General features: G+C 44.7%; 13 protein-coding genes. 9 read left to right on the plus strand and 4 right to left on the minus strand.

Annotated features, from left to right (window positions below):
• Nucleotides 1–4 precede the first annotated feature (4 nt).
• The 3 genes from proC to proB are packed head-to-tail and all read right to left on the minus strand — an operon-like array spanning nucleotide 5 to nucleotide 3311.
• Nucleotides 5–874, minus strand: a complete 870-nt coding sequence (proC, locus tag MKY63_RS20850; protein WP_339809760.1) for a pyrroline-5-carboxylate reductase — start codon at nucleotides 872–874, stop codon at nucleotides 5–7.
• Between the two features lie 49 nt (nucleotides 875–923).
• Entirely contained in the window at nucleotides 924–2171 is a 1248-nt protein-coding gene (locus MKY63_RS20855; RefSeq protein ID WP_339809761.1) for a glutamate-5-semialdehyde dehydrogenase, read from the minus strand.
• A gap of 36 nt (nucleotides 2172–2207) precedes the next feature.
• A complete protein-coding gene (gene proB, locus MKY63_RS20860) occupies nucleotides 2208–3311 on the minus strand; it encodes a glutamate 5-kinase (RefSeq protein ID WP_076101454.1) in 1104 nt (367 codons plus the stop codon).
• Between the two features lie 432 nt (nucleotides 3312–3743).
• Here proB and MKY63_RS20865 point away from each other — a divergent pair, with 432 nt between their 5' ends.
• Complete coding sequence (locus tag MKY63_RS20865; RefSeq protein WP_076192175.1) at nucleotides 3744–3941, plus strand: hypothetical protein; 198 nt, start codon at nucleotides 3744–3746, stop codon at nucleotides 3939–3941.
• Between the two features lie 85 nt (nucleotides 3942–4026).
• On the opposite strand, the gene MKY63_RS20870 is transcribed toward MKY63_RS20865, so the two are convergent.
• Entirely contained in the window at nucleotides 4027–4938 is a 912-nt protein-coding gene (locus MKY63_RS20870; RefSeq protein WP_076127566.1) for a LysR family transcriptional regulator, read from the minus strand.
• Nucleotides 4939–5815: 877 nt separating this feature from the next.
• Between MKY63_RS20870 and leuC the strand changes: the two genes are divergently transcribed.
• From leuC to MKY63_RS20910, 8 genes are all read left to right on the plus strand, one after another.
• Nucleotides 5816–7240: a 3-isopropylmalate dehydratase large subunit gene (leuC, locus tag MKY63_RS20875; RefSeq protein WP_036676324.1), complete on the plus strand. Its 1425-nt coding sequence runs from the start codon at nucleotides 5816–5818 to the stop codon at nucleotides 7238–7240.
• A 29-nt stretch (nucleotides 7241–7269) separates the two neighbouring features.
• Nucleotides 7270–7872 carry a 3-isopropylmalate dehydratase small subunit gene (gene leuD, locus MKY63_RS20880; protein WP_036676325.1) on the plus strand — a complete coding sequence of 201 codons (603 nt, stop codon included), beginning with the start codon at nucleotides 7270–7272 and terminating at the stop codon, nucleotides 7870–7872.
• Between the two features lie 186 nt (nucleotides 7873–8058).
• Nucleotides 8059–9651, plus strand: coding sequence for an N-acetylmuramoyl-L-alanine amidase family protein (locus tag MKY63_RS20885; RefSeq protein ID WP_081386864.1), 1593 nt, complete (start codon nucleotides 8059–8061; stop codon nucleotides 9649–9651).
• Nucleotides 9652–9800: 149 nt separating this feature from the next.
• Entirely contained in the window at nucleotides 9801–11240 is a 1440-nt protein-coding gene (locus MKY63_RS20890) for an N-acetylmuramoyl-L-alanine amidase (protein ID WP_038572397.1), read from the plus strand.
• 116 nt (nucleotides 11241–11356) lie between these two features.
• The gene (locus MKY63_RS20895; protein WP_036676330.1) at nucleotides 11357–12016 is read left to right on the plus strand and encodes a GerMN domain-containing protein; all 660 of its coding nucleotides are present in this window, start codon (nucleotides 11357–11359) and stop codon (nucleotides 12014–12016) included.
• Nucleotides 12017–12103: 87 nt separating this feature from the next.
• Entirely contained in the window at nucleotides 12104–14836 is a 2733-nt protein-coding gene (locus MKY63_RS20900; RefSeq protein WP_339809762.1) for an S-layer homology domain-containing protein, read from the plus strand.
• A gap of 313 nt (nucleotides 14837–15149) precedes the next feature.
• Nucleotides 15150–15830, plus strand: a complete 681-nt coding sequence (gene nth, locus MKY63_RS20905) for an endonuclease III (protein WP_036676333.1) — start codon at nucleotides 15150–15152, stop codon at nucleotides 15828–15830.
• A 32-nt stretch (nucleotides 15831–15862) separates the two neighbouring features.
• Nucleotides 15863–16129 carry a hypothetical protein gene (locus MKY63_RS20910; protein WP_036676334.1) on the plus strand — a complete coding sequence of 89 codons (267 nt, stop codon included), beginning with the start codon at nucleotides 15863–15865 and terminating at the stop codon, nucleotides 16127–16129.
• Nucleotides 16130–16386: the final 257 nt, after the last annotated feature.

Raw genomic sequence — 16386 nt, forward strand, 5'->3', positions numbered from 1 at the left:
TTGGTTAAGAACGAAGCTCTTTCTCTAGGGCTGCACCCATTTCACGTGAGCGTTCGGCACATCGGTTAACTGCTGCAATCACAGTTTCAAAGAATTCCCCTCGTTCAAGCACTTCTATAGCTGCTTGTGTTGATCCGTTAGGGGAAGTAACCTTCTTACGAAGTGCTGCGGGTTCTTCTCCCGTCTGTTGTACCATTCGGGCAGCTCCCAGCACAGTTTGAACAGTTAATTCGGTGCTTTGATCAAGTGGCAGCCCACCACGGATACCAGCGGCGATCATGGCTTCCATCATGTAATAGATATACGCAGGCCCGCTGCCTGAAATTCCAGTCAAGGTTTCCATACGTTCCTCATCAATGACTGTTGTAAGCCCGACAGCCTCAAAGATATTAAGAGCAAGGCGACGGCCTCTTTCGTCTACTTCTTTGGAGAAGGCTAGACCAGTGGCACCCAGACCGATGGAACTGGAGGTGTTAGGCATTGTGCGAACAATAGGCTGTGCTTTGCCAAGTAGACCTTGCATGGTTCGAATAGATAGACCTGCAATGATAGAAACTACGATTTGATCCGGAGAAAGAAGCGGGCCTAGTCCGCGTAAGGATTCGGCAGCATCTTTAGGTTTCATTGCCAGTACTATTACTGGTGCGTTCCGTAAGTATTCTACTTTTTGTTCGGGATCATTTGTGCCTATTACACCATAACGGCTTTTTAATTCTGCCAGACGTTCACTGCTGCTGCGATTGAGCATGATGACATTATCGGGCTTTACGATATTGCGGCTAATCATCCCGCGAACGATGGCTTCTGCCATGGAGCCTGCGCCATAAAAAACAATATTATGATTCATGAGTGGAACTGAAGGTTGCTGACACATGGCTAAAATCCTCCTAAAAGTTGTGTGATAGAATACTTAAACGTGTATACTAACCCCGAATTTGTCCCGTTCCGAAGATCTTATATTTGGTTGAAGTTAGTGCAGGCAGACCCATCGGGCCACGTGCGTGGAGTTTCTGGGTACTAATACCAATCTCTGCACCGAATCCAAATTCAAAGCCATCCGTGAAGCGGGTTGAGGCATTGTGATAAACAGCGGCAGCATCCACTTCTTGTAAAAAGCGTGTGGCGTTCTCCTGATCTTCCGTTACGATACATTCCGAATGTTTCGTGCCATACTGGGCGATATGCAGCATAGCTTCTTCCATATCACTGACGATTCTAATATTAAGGATATAATCATTGTATTCTGTAGCATAGTCTTCTACGGTTGCAGGTAATACCCATGGGACAAGAGAGAGGGTTTGTTGACAGCCACGAAGTTCTACATGAACCTCACGGAATGCTTCGGCTAAGGATAACAGATATTTGCTCGCGTAATCCTGATGAACGAGTAGTGTTTCCATAGAGTTACATACCGAAGGGCGCTGAGCTTTGGCATTTAAACTAATGTCCTGTGCCATTTCTGGCAAGGCAGTTGCGTCGAGATAAGTATGGCAGATGCCTGCTCCAGTTTCAATTACGGGAACGGTTGCGTTAAGGACTACATTTTGAATAAGAGAGCTGCCTCCGCGCGGGATAATCACATCTAAAAGTCCGTTCAGCTTTAGCATTTCATCTACTGAAGAACGATTTGGGTCTTCAATCAGCTGAAGCGCGTTAGGCGGCATTGAGGTTTCAGCAAGAGCATTGTGCAGAACCTCGACAATTTTACGGTTGGAGGACAGGGCAGAGGAGCCACCGCGCAGCACAACAGCGTTGCCGGTTTTAAGACATAGACCCGCAGCATCAACAGTCACATTGGGACGTGCTTCGTAGATGATGCCGATCACACCAAGCGGAACACGCAGCTTCTGGATGTTGAGGCCGTTAGGACGTTCAATGCTTTCTAGCGTGTCACCGATAGGGTCCGGTAATACAGCGATTTGTTGCAAGCCTTCGGCAATGCTGTTAATCCGGTCAACATCTAATGCCAGCCGGTCGAGCATGGATTCCGGAGTTCCATTAAGTCTTCCTCGTTCCAAATCCTCCGCGTTGGCGGTGATAATGGCGGGAGCTTCGCGGCGAAGTGCATCGGCCATGACCAGCAGTGCTTCATTCTTCTGGCCAGTTGTTAAGCTTGCTAGAACTCCTGTTGTCTCCTTGGCTAATTTACTCTTATTAATAACTTCACTCATGACGTTTCCTCCCTATATTTGAATTGAAAAAAATGTTTATCTCAGTGTAATCCATTCGTCACGGTGAATGACCTCAAGCCGGTGTACTTCTCCCAGCTTCGGTACAATTTCACGGCTTGGCAGACCTTGAATGCTGCGCAGCTGAGCATCATCGTAATTTACAATCCCACGTCCAAGCAATTTGGAGTCGGGTCCAAGAACTTCTACAACATCTCCTGCGTGAAAACTACCTTCTGTCTGTTTGACGCCTACAGGCAACAGGCTGTGTCCGCCATGTAGCAAAGCTTCTACAGCCCCTTCGTCCACGTATAGGGAGCCGAGAGGGGTAGACATAAAGCCTAGCCATTGTTTTTTGACGGGAAGAGAGGATAGCTTCGTTGCAAAATAAGTGCCCCTGCCTTCTCCCGTTGCAGCAAGCTGTAAATCACCAGGTTCGGTGGCTCTTCCGACAAAGACAGGAACACCACCCCGAGTAGCAATTTTGGCCGCATCGATTTTGGATCGCATACCGCCTGTTCCAACACTAGAGCCAGCTCCACCAGCAATAGCATATATCTCCGGTGTAATGTCATCTACGAACTGATAACGGACAGCATCCGGATGCTTGCGGGGATCTCCACTGTATAAACCATCCATGTCGGTTAAGACAAGCAGTCTAGAGGCTTTTAACAGGTTGGCTACGAGCGCAGAGAGGGTATCATTATCGCCAAATTTCAGTTCATCTACGGAGACAGTGTCATTCTCGTTAAATACGGGCACCGCTCCTTGGCGAAGTAGCTCTTCTACAGTCATCATAGCGTTATTCATGGCTCTGCGGCTGCAGAAATCGGTGCGAGTCAGCAATATTTGCGCGGTAGTAATTCCATGCTGGGCAAAAGCTTCCTGATAAGCCTGCATCAGCAGTACCTGACCCACAGCCGCAGCGGCCTGCTTCTCATGCAGCAGCTTCGGACGTGCTGGATAACCGATACTGCGGAAGCCGGCGGCTACCGCACCAGAGGTTACTAACAACACCTCACAGCCGTTTTTCTTCAACTCGGCAATCTCTGAGGCAAAAAAGGAGACTGCTTCACGATTCAAACCGCCCTCGGGTCCGGTCAGCGAGCTGCTGCCTATTTTGACCACGATTCGCGTCGTCATTTCTGTCCACATCCTCTTCGTTTATTAAGTCCTGAAAACAACAAAAAGCCCCCATCCTTAGACTTAGCAAAGGACGAAAGCTTATAAACTTCCGCGGTACCACCTTCATTGATGAGGGATCATCCGACTTCATTCTCATAACGGGAGGATCCGTCCTGTTAGACACAGGCCGCTCGGGGGTAGGATTCGGAACGAAAACCGCGGTAAATTCTTTCAGCCTGTCGGAATCTACTCTCTAGGCGCGGTTAGACTCATTCTTACTGGTCCCGTCTGCACGTTTCACTTATTTTCAATAGAATACCATGGAGCTGGTTGCATTGCAAAGGGAAAACGTAGGATATATTTCTTCATGCAGAAAGCTCTATATATTATGTTTAACCTCAAAGAGAAGGGGTAAAGAACTTATAATCTGTTACCAGGAGGTGGATTAAATTGACTAAAGACAACAATGCCGAGCAGGGACAGAATCAAGATTCAAACGAAGTAGCAGAGCTTCAGAATAGTGTGACTCGTGAATTTGTGGAAGAGCACACCGGGGCTCCAGTTGATAAGGGATTGACTGATTCAAGTAAAGCACGTGTGTCGGATGATCAGAACCGCCTGATTACACAGCGTAATTTGCGTAAATAATCTAGTACTGTTAAAAGAGGTTTACCTGAAAAAGTGCCCCGACAACCACGCGAATGGTTACTGGGGCACTTTATTTGTATATATTCTATTCTTCCGTTAATTCAGACACGGTTGATTTGAATGTTTCTACAAAAGCCTTTGCGGCCTTGGATAAATATCGTCCGCGTCGATATGCTACAACTAGCGTACGACTAGGCACCGGATCAGCGAGCGGTAAGTAGACTGGAACAAATTCACTCCGCGGTGCACGAGCGATAAAACGAGGAACAAGAGTCACGCCCATACCTGTTGCCACTAGGGATTGAACGGTTTCCATATTATTGCTCTCGAAAACGATTCGTGGCTCGAATCCGGCTTTCCGGCACAGCTCCACAGTCATTTTGCGGAAGCCCTGACCTTCCTTAAGTACGATGAAAGGTTCGTCCTTAAGCTCTTCAAGTGAGGTCCGTGTTCCATCTATGATTCGTTTAGCGAGCGGATGTTCAGGAGGGACGGCAAGATCAATTCTTTCCTCTCCAAGCTCTTCATAAGCTAGAGCAGGAATTTCGAGGGGTAAGGAGAGCAGGCTTAAATCGGTCTGACCACTTGCCGTGAGCTTCTCTAGGTTCATCGACGAGTCTTCTAGCAGCGTAATTTCTACCTCAGGATAATTTTGTTTGAAAACTGGAAGCACATGCGGCAGAAGATGTGCACCTGTAATCGGCATACTGCCCACAACTACACGTCCAGTGCGCAGTTCTGATATGTCGGACATCTCTTGTCGCAGCAGCTCCACTGCGTCAATGATAATCTGGGCTTGTTCAACGAATTTAGAACCTGCGTAGGTCAGCTCAACTGAGCTGGTATTACGCTGAAAAAGCATTACGCCGAGCTCTTTTTCCAGTTTGGAAAGCTGCTGGCTGAGCGAGGGCTGGGCAATATGCAGCTTGTCCGCTGCACGTGAAAAGTTTTTTTCGGCTGCGATTTGCAGCACATACTGCAGTTGTCTCAGTTCCATATATGGACTCCTTAGGGAAATGATTTACTTATAAGTATATCCTATTGGATTATAGTTTTGTATAGGCAACCCGAAGGAGCATTCACTTCTTCACTCCCCAGAATCTGCCGGTCCTGTTTTCAAGAATTATCCCTACTACACTGATCGAAGTATCCGATATCCTCTCACAATATATTTATTGCGCCGGATCTTGAGAGTAAATATGAGATAACTGCATTCTGTGCAGCTATTTCGTATGCAAAAGGGATGATTTTGGTTTTAAGTGTATTCTATACAACTAAAAAGCAGAGTTCCCAGCTATAGGGCGATAATTCAAGAAAATAGCTGCACAAAATACACTTATATTCATTAACGAATGATTCACAGGAATATAGCTGTACAAAATACAACTAAACGCACCTACACACTACGCTTGCGCATCGCACCTACACATCACACTTGCGTATCGCTTCTACACACTACGCTTGCGCATCGCTTCTACACACTACGCTTGCGCATCGCACCTACACATCACACTTGCGCATCGCTTCTACACACTATGCTTGTGCATCGCTTCTACACACTATGCTTGCGCATCGCACCTACACATCACACTTGCGCATCGCTTCTACACACTATGCTTGCGCATCGCACCTACACACTACGCTTGCGCAACGCTGCTCCATATCCCGCTTGTGCAACGCTGCTACATACCCCGCTTGCGCATCGCTTCTACATATTGCGCCTCAACATACCCTAACTCAGCTTATAGGTTCAGGCTATCACTTTTATAGATATCATATCTTGGAATTATAAAGATAGGGGTGTTATATTTAGATCATTCAAGAGAGACTCCACGCTCTCTTCCAATGAACGATTCTATTAATGAGGTGAAATTATGAGCAACAAGACAATGTTTGAGAAGATTTGGGAGAATCACGTTATTCATCAAGAGGAAGGTAAACCTAGCATTATTTATATTGATCTGCATTTGGTTCATGAAGTTACTTCTCCACAGGCTTTTGAAGGGCTTCGTCTCAGCAACCGGAAGGTTCGCCGTCCTGAGCTGACCTTCGCAACGATGGATCATAACGTACCAACTAAAGATCGTTTTAACATTAAAGATCCAATCTCCAAGCAACAAATTGATACCCTTTCTAAGAACTGTGCTGATTTTGGTGTAAGACTGTTCGATCTGAATGATATTGATCAAGGCGTTGTACACGTAATGGGTCCTGAAATCGGCTTGACACATCCTGGCAAAACTATCGTTTGCGGCGACAGCCATACCTCCACGCATGGTGCATTCGGCGCACTGGCATTCGGTATCGGAACTAGTGAAGTTGAACATGTAATGGCTACGCAATGTTTGCAGCAATCCAAAGCTAAGACAATGGAAGTACGCTTTACAGGCAAACGTAATCCTGGCGTAACAGCAAAAGATATGATCCTAGGTGTTATTGCTAAGTACGGTACTGATTTTGCCACAGGTTATGTAATTGAGTATACAGGCGAAGCTATTCGTGAATTGTCGATGGAAGAACGTATGACTGTCTGCAATATGTCGATCGAAGGTGGAGCAAGAGCTGGCTTGATTGCCCCTGATGAAACTACTTTTAATTATCTGCGTGGACGTCAATACGTACCGCAAGGCGAGGCTTATGATGCTGCTGTAGAAGCATGGAAGAGTCTTGTAAGCGACGAGGGCGCTCAGTACGATACGGTTGTTGAATTTGATGTGGAAACATTGATTCCACAAGTGACCTGGGGTACTAGCCCGGGCATGGGTACTGACATCAACTCCAGCGTACCGAATCCGGCTGACTTCACCACTGAAAATGAACGTAAAGCTGCTGAAAAAGCGCTTGAATATATGGATTTGACTCCTGGAACACCTATTTCTGAAATTCCGATTGATTATGTATTTATTGGTTCCTGCACTAACGGACGGATCGAAGATTTGAGAGCTGCAGCAGTGGTAGCTAAAGGTCATAAGGTGTCTGAAAAGGTTACTGCCATTGTTGTTCCAGGCTCGGGCCGTGTTAAGATGCAGGCTGAGAAAGAAGGACTTGATAAAGTCTTTACTGAAGCTGGCTTTGAATGGCGTGAAGCGGGATGCAGCATGTGCTTGGCCATGAACCCGGATGTTCTGCAGCCTGGACAACGCTGTGCATCTACCTCGAACCGTAACTTTGAAGGACGCCAAGGACGCGGAGGACGTACACATCTGGTATCTCCAGCTATGGCAGCCGCAGCTGCGATCAAAGGTCGTTTCACTGATGTACGTGATTGGAATTATAAGACGGAAGCCGTCAGCTCATAGAACTAGAGAGAACACGGGAGGATAAAACTATGGATGCTTTTAAAAAATTAACAGGAATTGTTGCACCAGTTGACCGGGTAAATGTAGATACGGATGCGATTATTCCGAAACAGTTTTTGAAACGGATTGAACGGACGGGATTTGGACAGTTTTTGTTCTATGAATGGCGTTTTGATGAAGAAGGTAACGATAATCCAGCCTTCGAAATGAATAAACCACGTTATCAAGGGGCTTCTGTTCTGATCTCACGCGCTAACTTTGGTTGTGGATCCTCTCGGGAGCATGCACCATGGGCGATTATGGATTACGGGTTCAGAGTTGTAATTGCACCTTCTTATGCGGATATCTTCTACAATAACTGCTTTAAGAACGGCATTCTGCCGATTAAGCTTTCGGAAGAGCAAGTGGATGAATTGTTCAAACGGACAGCTGAGCATGAGGACTACAAGCTGACAGTTGATCTTGAGAACAACGCTTTACAAGATGAATTCGGACTGAGCATCAACTTTGATCTGGATGAGCACCGTCGTCAATTCCTGCTGCAAGGCTTGGATGATATCGGTTTGACCCTTCAACATGCGGATGAAATTGCTGCTTATGAAGAGCGTCATGCTGCCAAGCTATTCTCTTAAAAAGAGGATATAACTGGTCTGATTCTTAAACTTTACAAAAAATACGCAAAACTTCTATTTCCGGGTGTCGGAAATGGAAGTTTTTTTGCTATAATCGATATATTCATTGGTCATTAAGGAAACATTTGGTGATTTCTGTCGTCTAAATACTTATCTAGGATCTATTACTTGCAGAAGGAGCGGAAAATGAGAATGAGAAGAGCTGGGCTTCGTATATTGCTGCTTTTGTTACTGCCATTATTATTATTATCATCCACCGGACAAGAAGCTGCCGCAGCTGGTAGCAGCGCAGGCAGAATTATTATGGACAATCAGGAACTTGCTTTGCCAAAAGGAATTAAGCTCGAAAACGTAAATGGTAGCGTTATGATTCCGGTCAGAGTGGTAGTAGAGAATCTTGGATTCGAGGTGTTATGGGAGCAGCAGACCCGGAAAGTAACCGTTCACCAGGATGGTAAAAGCATTGAGCTGGCGGTAGGACGGAAAACAGCTGATGCAGATGGGGTGACGTTTGATTTAAATGCAGCTCCTAAGCAGAGTGGCGGCACAGTACTCGTTCCAATTCGTTTCGTAAGCGAGCAGTTCGGCTTAAAGGTGGGCTGGGATAATGTTGATAAAACTGTCTATTTGACAGGTGGACAAGTTAGCAATTCTGCAATGACACCTGAGGGGAATACTACCAATCCAACAGCAACTAATACACCTGTCCCAACTCCAAGTGCTACGCCGGGAAGTGATAACGGGACAACTGCTGGCAGTGTAGTAACTTCACCCAGCCCGACACCAGTTCCACAAACAACTACGGCACCAGGAAGCACAGCAGGAATTCCAACAGGCCCTCTAGTAAACGGGGCAGTATTCACTGAGAATCGGCTTATTATCGCTGTGTCGGGGGCTACTAAGCCAAACGTTACAAAAATGAGCAACCCTGATCGAATCGTCGTAGATTTTCCGGGTGCTGCGTTCGATCCGGATTTCATTGGAAGTCTTACGGGTGTTACCACCACTGGCGGTCCACAAGGTAAGCTGGACGTTGCCGGCTACCCGCTCGTTTCTGAGATCCGTTATGCACTGTTCAGTGTGAGTCCGTCCACTGTCAGATTCGTAATTCAAACGGTTGGAAATCAACCGTACCAGCTTAGTACGGATGAAAGCACCGGGCTGGTTACGATTGATTTGAATGTAACTAGCAGCGGAGGCAACACCCCAGGGGCTAATGGAACGTTAGGTAAACCCATTGTAGTTCTAGATGCGGGGCATGGCGGAACTCAATCTGGAGCTGTCAGTCTCACAGGCAAGCTGGAAAAAGACTTCAATCTGGCCGTCATCCGCAAAGTACAAACGCTATTAACGCAGGAAGCATTAGTTGACGTGGTCTTTACTCGAACGGATGATGCTACCTTGGGGCTTCAGGATCGCGTGAAAATTGCGGAGGCTGCTAAAGCGAATCTCTTTATTTCAGTGCACGCGAATTCGCTAGATGTTGGATATCCAAATAGAGATAAAATAAATGGCAGTGAAACCTATTATTCTCGCAGTGATAGTCTGCCTCTTGCTCAGATTATGCATAAGCATTTATTAGCCGCTACTGGTTTTAAAGACAACGGGATTCGTACGAAAAGCCTACATGTTACACGAGAAACTACTATGCCGGCAGTCTTGCTGGAGGTAGGATATCTTACAAATTCAGGGAATGAGTCGGCGATGTATAGTGAGCAGCTTCAAGAGAAATTAGCGAGAGAAATTGTTGCCGGGATTAAGGAATATCTGGGGCTTTAAGACTTGAGGTTGGTGAGATTTCTCAATTTTTATGGAATATATTCGCAACCTTTATAGATTACCAGCGTCTAATAGAGGTCTGAGGTTGACGGAGACAGGGCACCACGATCGCCATTCACAGGCGAATACTAGATTCTTAGAGGTGAAGAATGAAGAAATTCAGTTTGATGTTGTTTTTGTTGCTCTTTGTGTTGGTTTTGCCTGAGCATGGACATGCTGCTGCCGCGAATAGCAAGATTTATCTGGACGGCAAAGAGATTACTGCAGGGCAAAAAGTACCGGTTGAAAATGTGAATGATACTATCATGGTACCGTTGAGATTGATCTCCGAGAGTCTTGGTTATACCGTGGGCTGGGATCAAAAAAGCAAAACGGTGACGATTGAACAGCAAGGTAAGGTCATCAAACTTATTGTTAATCAAAAGACAGCTTCGGTTGATGACAAAACAGTACAGCTTACCACTGCACCTGTCCTGCGGAGTGATACGACACTTGTACCTATACGGTTCATAAGTGAGCAGTTTGGTCTCACCGTCACTTGGGATAATGCAAAGAAGATCGTGTACCTTATTACCCCAGGATCCTCAAATGAAAACGGAAGTTCAGATGGAAACTCTGGAAATGGTGGATCTGAGGTTGTTCCGCCGGTAGATCCTACTAAGAATTTAACCATGATAAATGGTTTGAGCTTTAGTGAGAATCGTTTGAGCATTGCGATGGAAGGTAATTCAGCGCCAAAAGTAAGTGTAATGACAGGGCCGGATCGGTTAGTTATTGATTTTCCTAATGCCACTTTCTCAGATCTGTTTGGTACGGGACAAGTTCTTGATCCTGATCTGAATGGCAAACTGGAAGTGAAGGATTATCCTGATGTATCAGGCGTACGGTATTCGCTTTATAGCTCCAACCCTTATACTGTACGTTTTGTAATTGATTTGAATTATCCTAAGAATTATAACATCAGCGTATCTGGAACTGATTCTAAGTTGGTCATCATTGACCTGAATGCAGAAAGTACGGATGATACTTCAACACAGCCAGGTAATGATGGCAAGAAGCTCGTAGTACTGGATGCAGGGCACGGAGCTAAAGATTCTGGTGCAGTAGGAGTAACAGGAAAATACGAAAAGAATTTTAATTTAGCTATAGTACTTAAGACAGCAGCATTGCTGAAAAAAGAAAGTAATATCGACGTCGTACTGACACGCAGTGACGATACATTCTTGGAGCTCAAGGATAGGGCGGCTATGGCTAATAATTTAAAAGCAGATCTATTCATTTCTGTACATGCCAACAGTTCCGCATCTTCTGCGGCAAGCGGGACAGAAACGTATTATCAGCGGGAAGCCAGTAAGGCCTTAGCGAAAGTGATGCATAAGTATCTAGTTGAGGCTACAGGGCTTAGTGATCGCGGTGTACGATACGGGAATTTCCATGTCATTCGTGAAACGAAAATGCCTGCTGTTCTACTTGAAGTAGGATACCTTAGCAATAAGAAGGATGAGACATTGCTATTTACGGAAGCATTACAAAACAAAGTTGCTGCTTCAATAGTGAGTGGAATCAAGGAATATTTGGGTATAAAATAACAGACCAGTGGCAGACGAGCGCCGCAAAGTCAGCTTTCTGCTTTTATCTATAAAAAGGCAAGAAGTGGTTTTGCGGTACCTGTCTGCCCGTATTCATCTAGAGGAGGCGTTTATTAATGTTTAAACAAAAATGGACTATGGTTGGGGTTGCTGCGCTGCTTCTACTAGTGATTGCTGGCTGTGGAGATAAGCCTACTGCAGCTCCTGCTAATGGAGTGGAGCAAGATACTACAAACGTTGTAAGTGGTGCGGGAGAAAGTACCCCAGCTCCGTCTGATGATCAGGAAAGCGAAGTGGCTAGCACTCCGCAACCGACAGCAGATAATACTAATGCAGAAACACAGCCGTCATCGAAGCCGGTAGAAAATGAGACACAAAAGCAAAGCCAGAGTATTGAAGTTTATTACACAGATTCGCAAATTATGGATTTAGTGCCTGCTAAGACTACGATTAACTACTCTGACGATGTTGAGAAATATACAGAGACGTTCAAAGCACTGCAAAGTAATGAGAATACAGATCTTGTACCTTTATGGGGTAAAATTGAGCTGAAATCATTGAAATTCGTAGAGGGTCAAATCGTAATGGATATTCATAAACCAGATGAAGCTCAGCTTGGTGCGGGTGGAGAATCCTTTGCCATTACTTCACTTGCCAAAACTTATTTTCAATTTGCGGAAGTAAAGAGTATCGAAGTTTTAGTTGATGGTGAAAAGGTAGAAAGTCTGATGGGCCATGTGGACCTATTGCATCCTATGACTAGAGATAATTCTTAATTGGTCATGCAACAAAGGAATTAGGCATCTAGCTGACGAATTTTTAAACATACTATTTATTTGAGTCATAGAGAGGGGAATAATCTATTGTCCGCGCAAAAAAGGTCAAAACGTCCATTGAAGGCTTATTCTAATAAAGCAGTGTCGGCTGTTATGGCTGGTGTTATGGTTTTTGGTGGTGCAAGTGCAGTGTTTGCAGACACAGCTGCCACTACACCGACATCAACCACTACTCAATCTGTAGGGATTTTTAGCGATGTGAAGACAGGCTTCTGGGCTGAAAAACATATTTACAAACTCGCTTCACAAGGAATTGTGGTTGGGAATAATGGATTGTTCCGTCCTGGAGATTCTGTAACTCAACAGGAAGCAGTGCTTATGGCCCTGCGGTTTATGAAGTTGCAGGATAAAGTGGATGCTTCTTCTGCGGTAGCATTGCCTACCGATTTTAAGGTTACGAATTATTACAAGGATTATGTTGTGTTGGCTTTTCAACAAGGATTACTCGATAAAGCAACCGAAATGGCTCCAGATAATCTGAAGACTTCTTGGGGAGAGCGTAAAGCATCCCGGGAATGGATTGCGGAGCTGTTAATCCGCTCCCTTGGAAAAAGCGCAGATGCAGCAGGGGCTGCTAGTGAGCCAACTGGCTTTGCAGATGATACCAAAGTGTCTGCCAACAAACGTGGTTACATCAACGTTGCCGTTGATTTAGGCCTAGCCAATGGACTTGATGGCAATCGTTTTGATCCGCAAGGCGCTGTAACACGTGCGCAATTGGCGACTTTTTTCAGTCGCGCTGAAGCTCACAATACGGTTGAATACGACAACACGGTATCAGGAACGATCAGTCAATTAGCAGATGGGAAACTATCCGTCTATAACAACGGAAAGACTTCTACATATACCCTGGGAGCAAGCACTGCTTATTACACAAGTGCTTCTGAAAGCAGAATCAATCTAAGTGATGTCCAACCCTACACTAAGGTTACTGTAATTGGCGCGACATATAACGCGGCTTATGTTGAAGTGACTGACCCTACACAACAAGTAGAGACTCTGTCAGGAAACTTCGCCATGGTAGCTCCAGGTAATAAGCTTTGGTTAAAGTCACCAACAGGGTTCACAGAATACTACTACGATGAGACTACTTCCTTTGTGGATGTAAATGGAGCTGGAATTGAACCTGCTTCGCTGGTAACAGATAGTGTAGTTTCACTGCAACGTGAAACGTATAGTGGTTCACATAAAGTAGTAAAGGTTCAAGTGACTTCAGGGGTTGTTAACAAAACAACAACAGGCACTATTCAAAGTGTAGATCTTACTGGTAAAAGCATTACTTTCAAAAATACTGCGGGTACTGTAGAAACTTTTAAATGGGAAGATGGGACTTCATTATTCAGCTCTCAAGCATCAGTGCTGAAACCTGCAGATTTGAAGACAGGTAATGCGGTCAAATATACGATTCAAGATAATGTGATCCGCACTGTAGAAGTGACAGAAGGTGTTGAACGGACAGTTGACGGGGTACTTACCGAGCTGACTAGTTCCACAGTTGTTTACAAAAAAGCAGACGGAAATCGTGAGGTTAAACTGCTTGGCACTAAACCGACGATTGTTATTCCGAACATGAGTGGAGCAGTAGCTGATGATCTTATTGCTGATGCAGTAGGTGGGGACAAGATTCAGGTTACCTTAAACAGCAGCGATCAAGTCACCAAAATTGAAGTGTTAAGCCGCCAAATTGAGCAGTATAGTGGAGCAACAATTGTGGATTATAATAGCAAAACACAGCTCCTTACAGTTATGGATAGCAGCAAAAAAGCCCATGTGGTTCAGTTGGATGAGAAAACAAAGCTGATTTATGAAGGTGCATTGCCTAACTTAACTAATATGGGTGCGAAACTTATCGAGAACCGCAAAGTTAATCTGAAGGCAATAGGACAGCGGGCTTTGTCTTTGGAAATTGTCACAAAGTACGAAGGAACTTTAACAGCTGTTAATTCTACGTCGAAAACTCTTGTTTTGAAGTTTAATGATGGACAAAGTTTAACGATGCCTTATCCGCAACTTGTTGATCTCTTTGGTAAGACTAGTCCTTCCCTAAGTGATATTCCTATTGGAAGCAATGTAACGGCTTCACTGACTACAGGTCAGGATCTGATAGCGGTATTGAAAGTGAAGACTGTGCTGCAAGTTGAAGCGGCAACCGTGAATTCTGGAACCAACCGTTTGGGCATCAAATGGAATGGGGGAACCAGTGATATTAATACTTTGGCAATCCCGTTGACCAATGAAGCTGGTGAGAGCATTAAGCTAACGGATTTAAAAGCGGGAGATTATCTTAATGTGACTTTTGATGGTAGCTCACCGCTGGCTATTCAAGCAGTTAAGCTTACAACAGGTCAGGTAAGTTCTGTAGATGCCGCGGGGAATAGTGTAGTTGTGAAGGATTATGCTGGAGCAGCACAGACCTTAGCGGTAAGTGGAGGAGTCAAAATCATTCGTGATGGTTCGACAACGACTGCTCTTAGCAACTTGACAGCAGGGGACAGAGTAGAGATTCGCAAGGATCCGGATGGATCTACAACGATTCGTATTATGTCTCAGCTCAGTAGAACATTCTCACGTTATGAGAGTGCAACAAACTCATTGGTGACGAAGAGACCTAATTTGAACGATAAATATCAATTCTTTGTTCCTGCTAATGTTTATATTCATCAGGGAGATTCGACTTTATCCGTGCAATCTTTGAAAGAAAATGATAATATTATAATGTATTTCAATAATGATATTTTGGTTGAAATTGTGAAACAATAGTTGCAATGGTGGATTTCTGAGTGAATCACCGTCTTGACACAGGGGGCTTTACCTGCGTCAAGACGTTTTTTTTGAAATATAAGAAAGTATAAGTATTGCTCCTATACTGTATGTCTTATATTTCTCGCTTAAACGCTTACTGTTCTTATAAGGACATTCAAGGCGTTAATACTTGAAATATAATGCCAGTATCGTATGTGTTGAAATGTATGAATCCATACGTTATAATACGTACTTTGCTTATATTTCTAACATTTGAGGTGAGACGCTCGTTAGAATTTTCTGAGCGTTTTTGCTCCGTGGAGGGGACACTATGAAAGCTGCAGACGTCCGCCACATTTTGGATACGATTGGAGATTTGTTTCCGGATGCACATTGCGAGCTAAATCACAGTAACGCTTTTGAATTAACAATAGCGGTGCTGCTGTCAGCCCAATGTACGGATGCAACGGTGAACAAAGTGACCGAGGACCTGTTCCAAAAGTACAAAGCCCCCATCGATTATATTTCTGTGCCGCTGGAGGAATTGGAGGGGGATATCCGGCGCATCGGCTTATATCGTAACAAAGCTAAGCATATCCAAAGCCTGTGCTCTATACTCATAGAACAGTATGGCGGAGAAGTGCCTGAGGCACATGACTTACTTGTAACGTTGCCAGGAGTAGGTCGTAAAACCGCTAACGTAGTAGTGTCCAACGCATTTGGAGTTCCTGCCATTGCTGTGGACACTCATGTGGAGCGGGTTGCTAAACGACTTGCATTGGCAGGCTGGAAAGATTCTGTGCTGGAAGTGGAGAAAAAGCTGATGAAGGCTGTGCCACGTGATGAATGGACGCTCACGCATCACCGGCTAATCTTTTTTGGACGATATCACTGTAAGGCTCAGAATCCAAAATGTCAGGTTTGTCCGCTCCTTGATGTATGTCGAGAGGGCAAAAAACGTATGAAAACGGCTGTCGTCAGGAAAGCTAAAGATCATACGCCAAAAAGTTAAAAGTTAGAGTTGAAGAAGAGGATGGGATAGAGATGAAATGCATTTCTGTATACACAGATAATTTTGAGGTATTCTCGGATATTTTTGACCGCGTAGTGGAAAGCCCGCTGGAAGAAAATGAAGAGCAAGAAGTAGAGGGCATTACGATCAGTCATTCCGGTGATGTGCCTGAGCACTATCTGGAGCGTATGTCTGTAAAACCAGAGGTTGTCGTAATGAGAGACAAATCTCGTGGATTGACTATTCTGCAGCACGGAAAAGTATTCGAAATTCTGTTGCCTGTTTTGGAAACTGCATAATTGAGAAGTGACCTGAAATGGAGTCAGCCCTTGGGGCTGGCTCCTTTTTTTATTGAATATCCTTATATTTCTACGAGAAACGACTGTTGGCTTTACAGGACGACAACGTCGCTTCTTTTTTTGTATCATTTCGTAGGAGATGATAGGTTATTTTGTAAGTAGTGTGTATTTAATTTGTGTCAAACTGGTGATAAACTGTAATTATTATTTATAAAAATGTTCCGCGCTAAATTTCAGAAATTGCACCTATATAAGTT

This window comes from Paenibacillus sp. FSL R7-0189, assembly GCF_037969925.1.
GTDB lineage: Bacteria > Bacillota > Bacilli > Paenibacillales > Paenibacillaceae > Paenibacillus_AQ > Paenibacillus_AQ odorifer.

What these genes read in the sequence shown, in the direction of transcription:
- proC (WP_339809760.1), bottom strand. Translation starts at nt 874, where the DNA reads ATGTGTCAGCAACCTTCAGTTCCACTCATGAATCATAATATTGTTTTT.
- MKY63_RS20855 (WP_339809761.1), bottom strand. Translation starts at nt 2,171, where the DNA reads ATGAGTGAAGTTATTAATAAGAGTAAATTAGCCAAGGAGACAACAGGA.
- proB (WP_076101454.1), bottom strand. Translation starts at nt 3,311, where the DNA reads ATGACGACGCGAATCGTGGTCAAAATAGGCAGCAGCTCGCTGACCGGA.
- MKY63_RS20870 (WP_076127566.1), bottom strand. Translation starts at nt 4,938, where the DNA reads ATGGAACTGAGACAACTGCAGTATGTGCTGCAAATCGCAGCCGAAAAA.
- leuC (WP_036676324.1), top strand. Translation starts at nt 5,816, where the DNA reads ATGAGCAACAAGACAATGTTTGAGAAGATTTGGGAGAATCACGTTATT.
- leuD (WP_036676325.1), top strand. Translation starts at nt 7,270, where the DNA reads ATGGATGCTTTTAAAAAATTAACAGGAATTGTTGCACCAGTTGACCGG.
- MKY63_RS20885 (WP_081386864.1), top strand. Translation starts at nt 8,059, where the DNA reads ATGAGAATGAGAAGAGCTGGGCTTCGTATATTGCTGCTTTTGTTACTG.
- MKY63_RS20890 (WP_038572397.1), top strand. Translation starts at nt 9,801, where the DNA reads ATGAAGAAATTCAGTTTGATGTTGTTTTTGTTGCTCTTTGTGTTGGTT.
- MKY63_RS20895 (WP_036676330.1), top strand. Translation starts at nt 11,357, where the DNA reads ATGTTTAAACAAAAATGGACTATGGTTGGGGTTGCTGCGCTGCTTCTA.
- nth (WP_036676333.1), top strand. Translation starts at nt 15,150, where the DNA reads ATGAAAGCTGCAGACGTCCGCCACATTTTGGATACGATTGGAGATTTG.
- MKY63_RS20910 (WP_036676334.1), top strand. Translation starts at nt 15,863, where the DNA reads ATGAAATGCATTTCTGTATACACAGATAATTTTGAGGTATTCTCGGAT.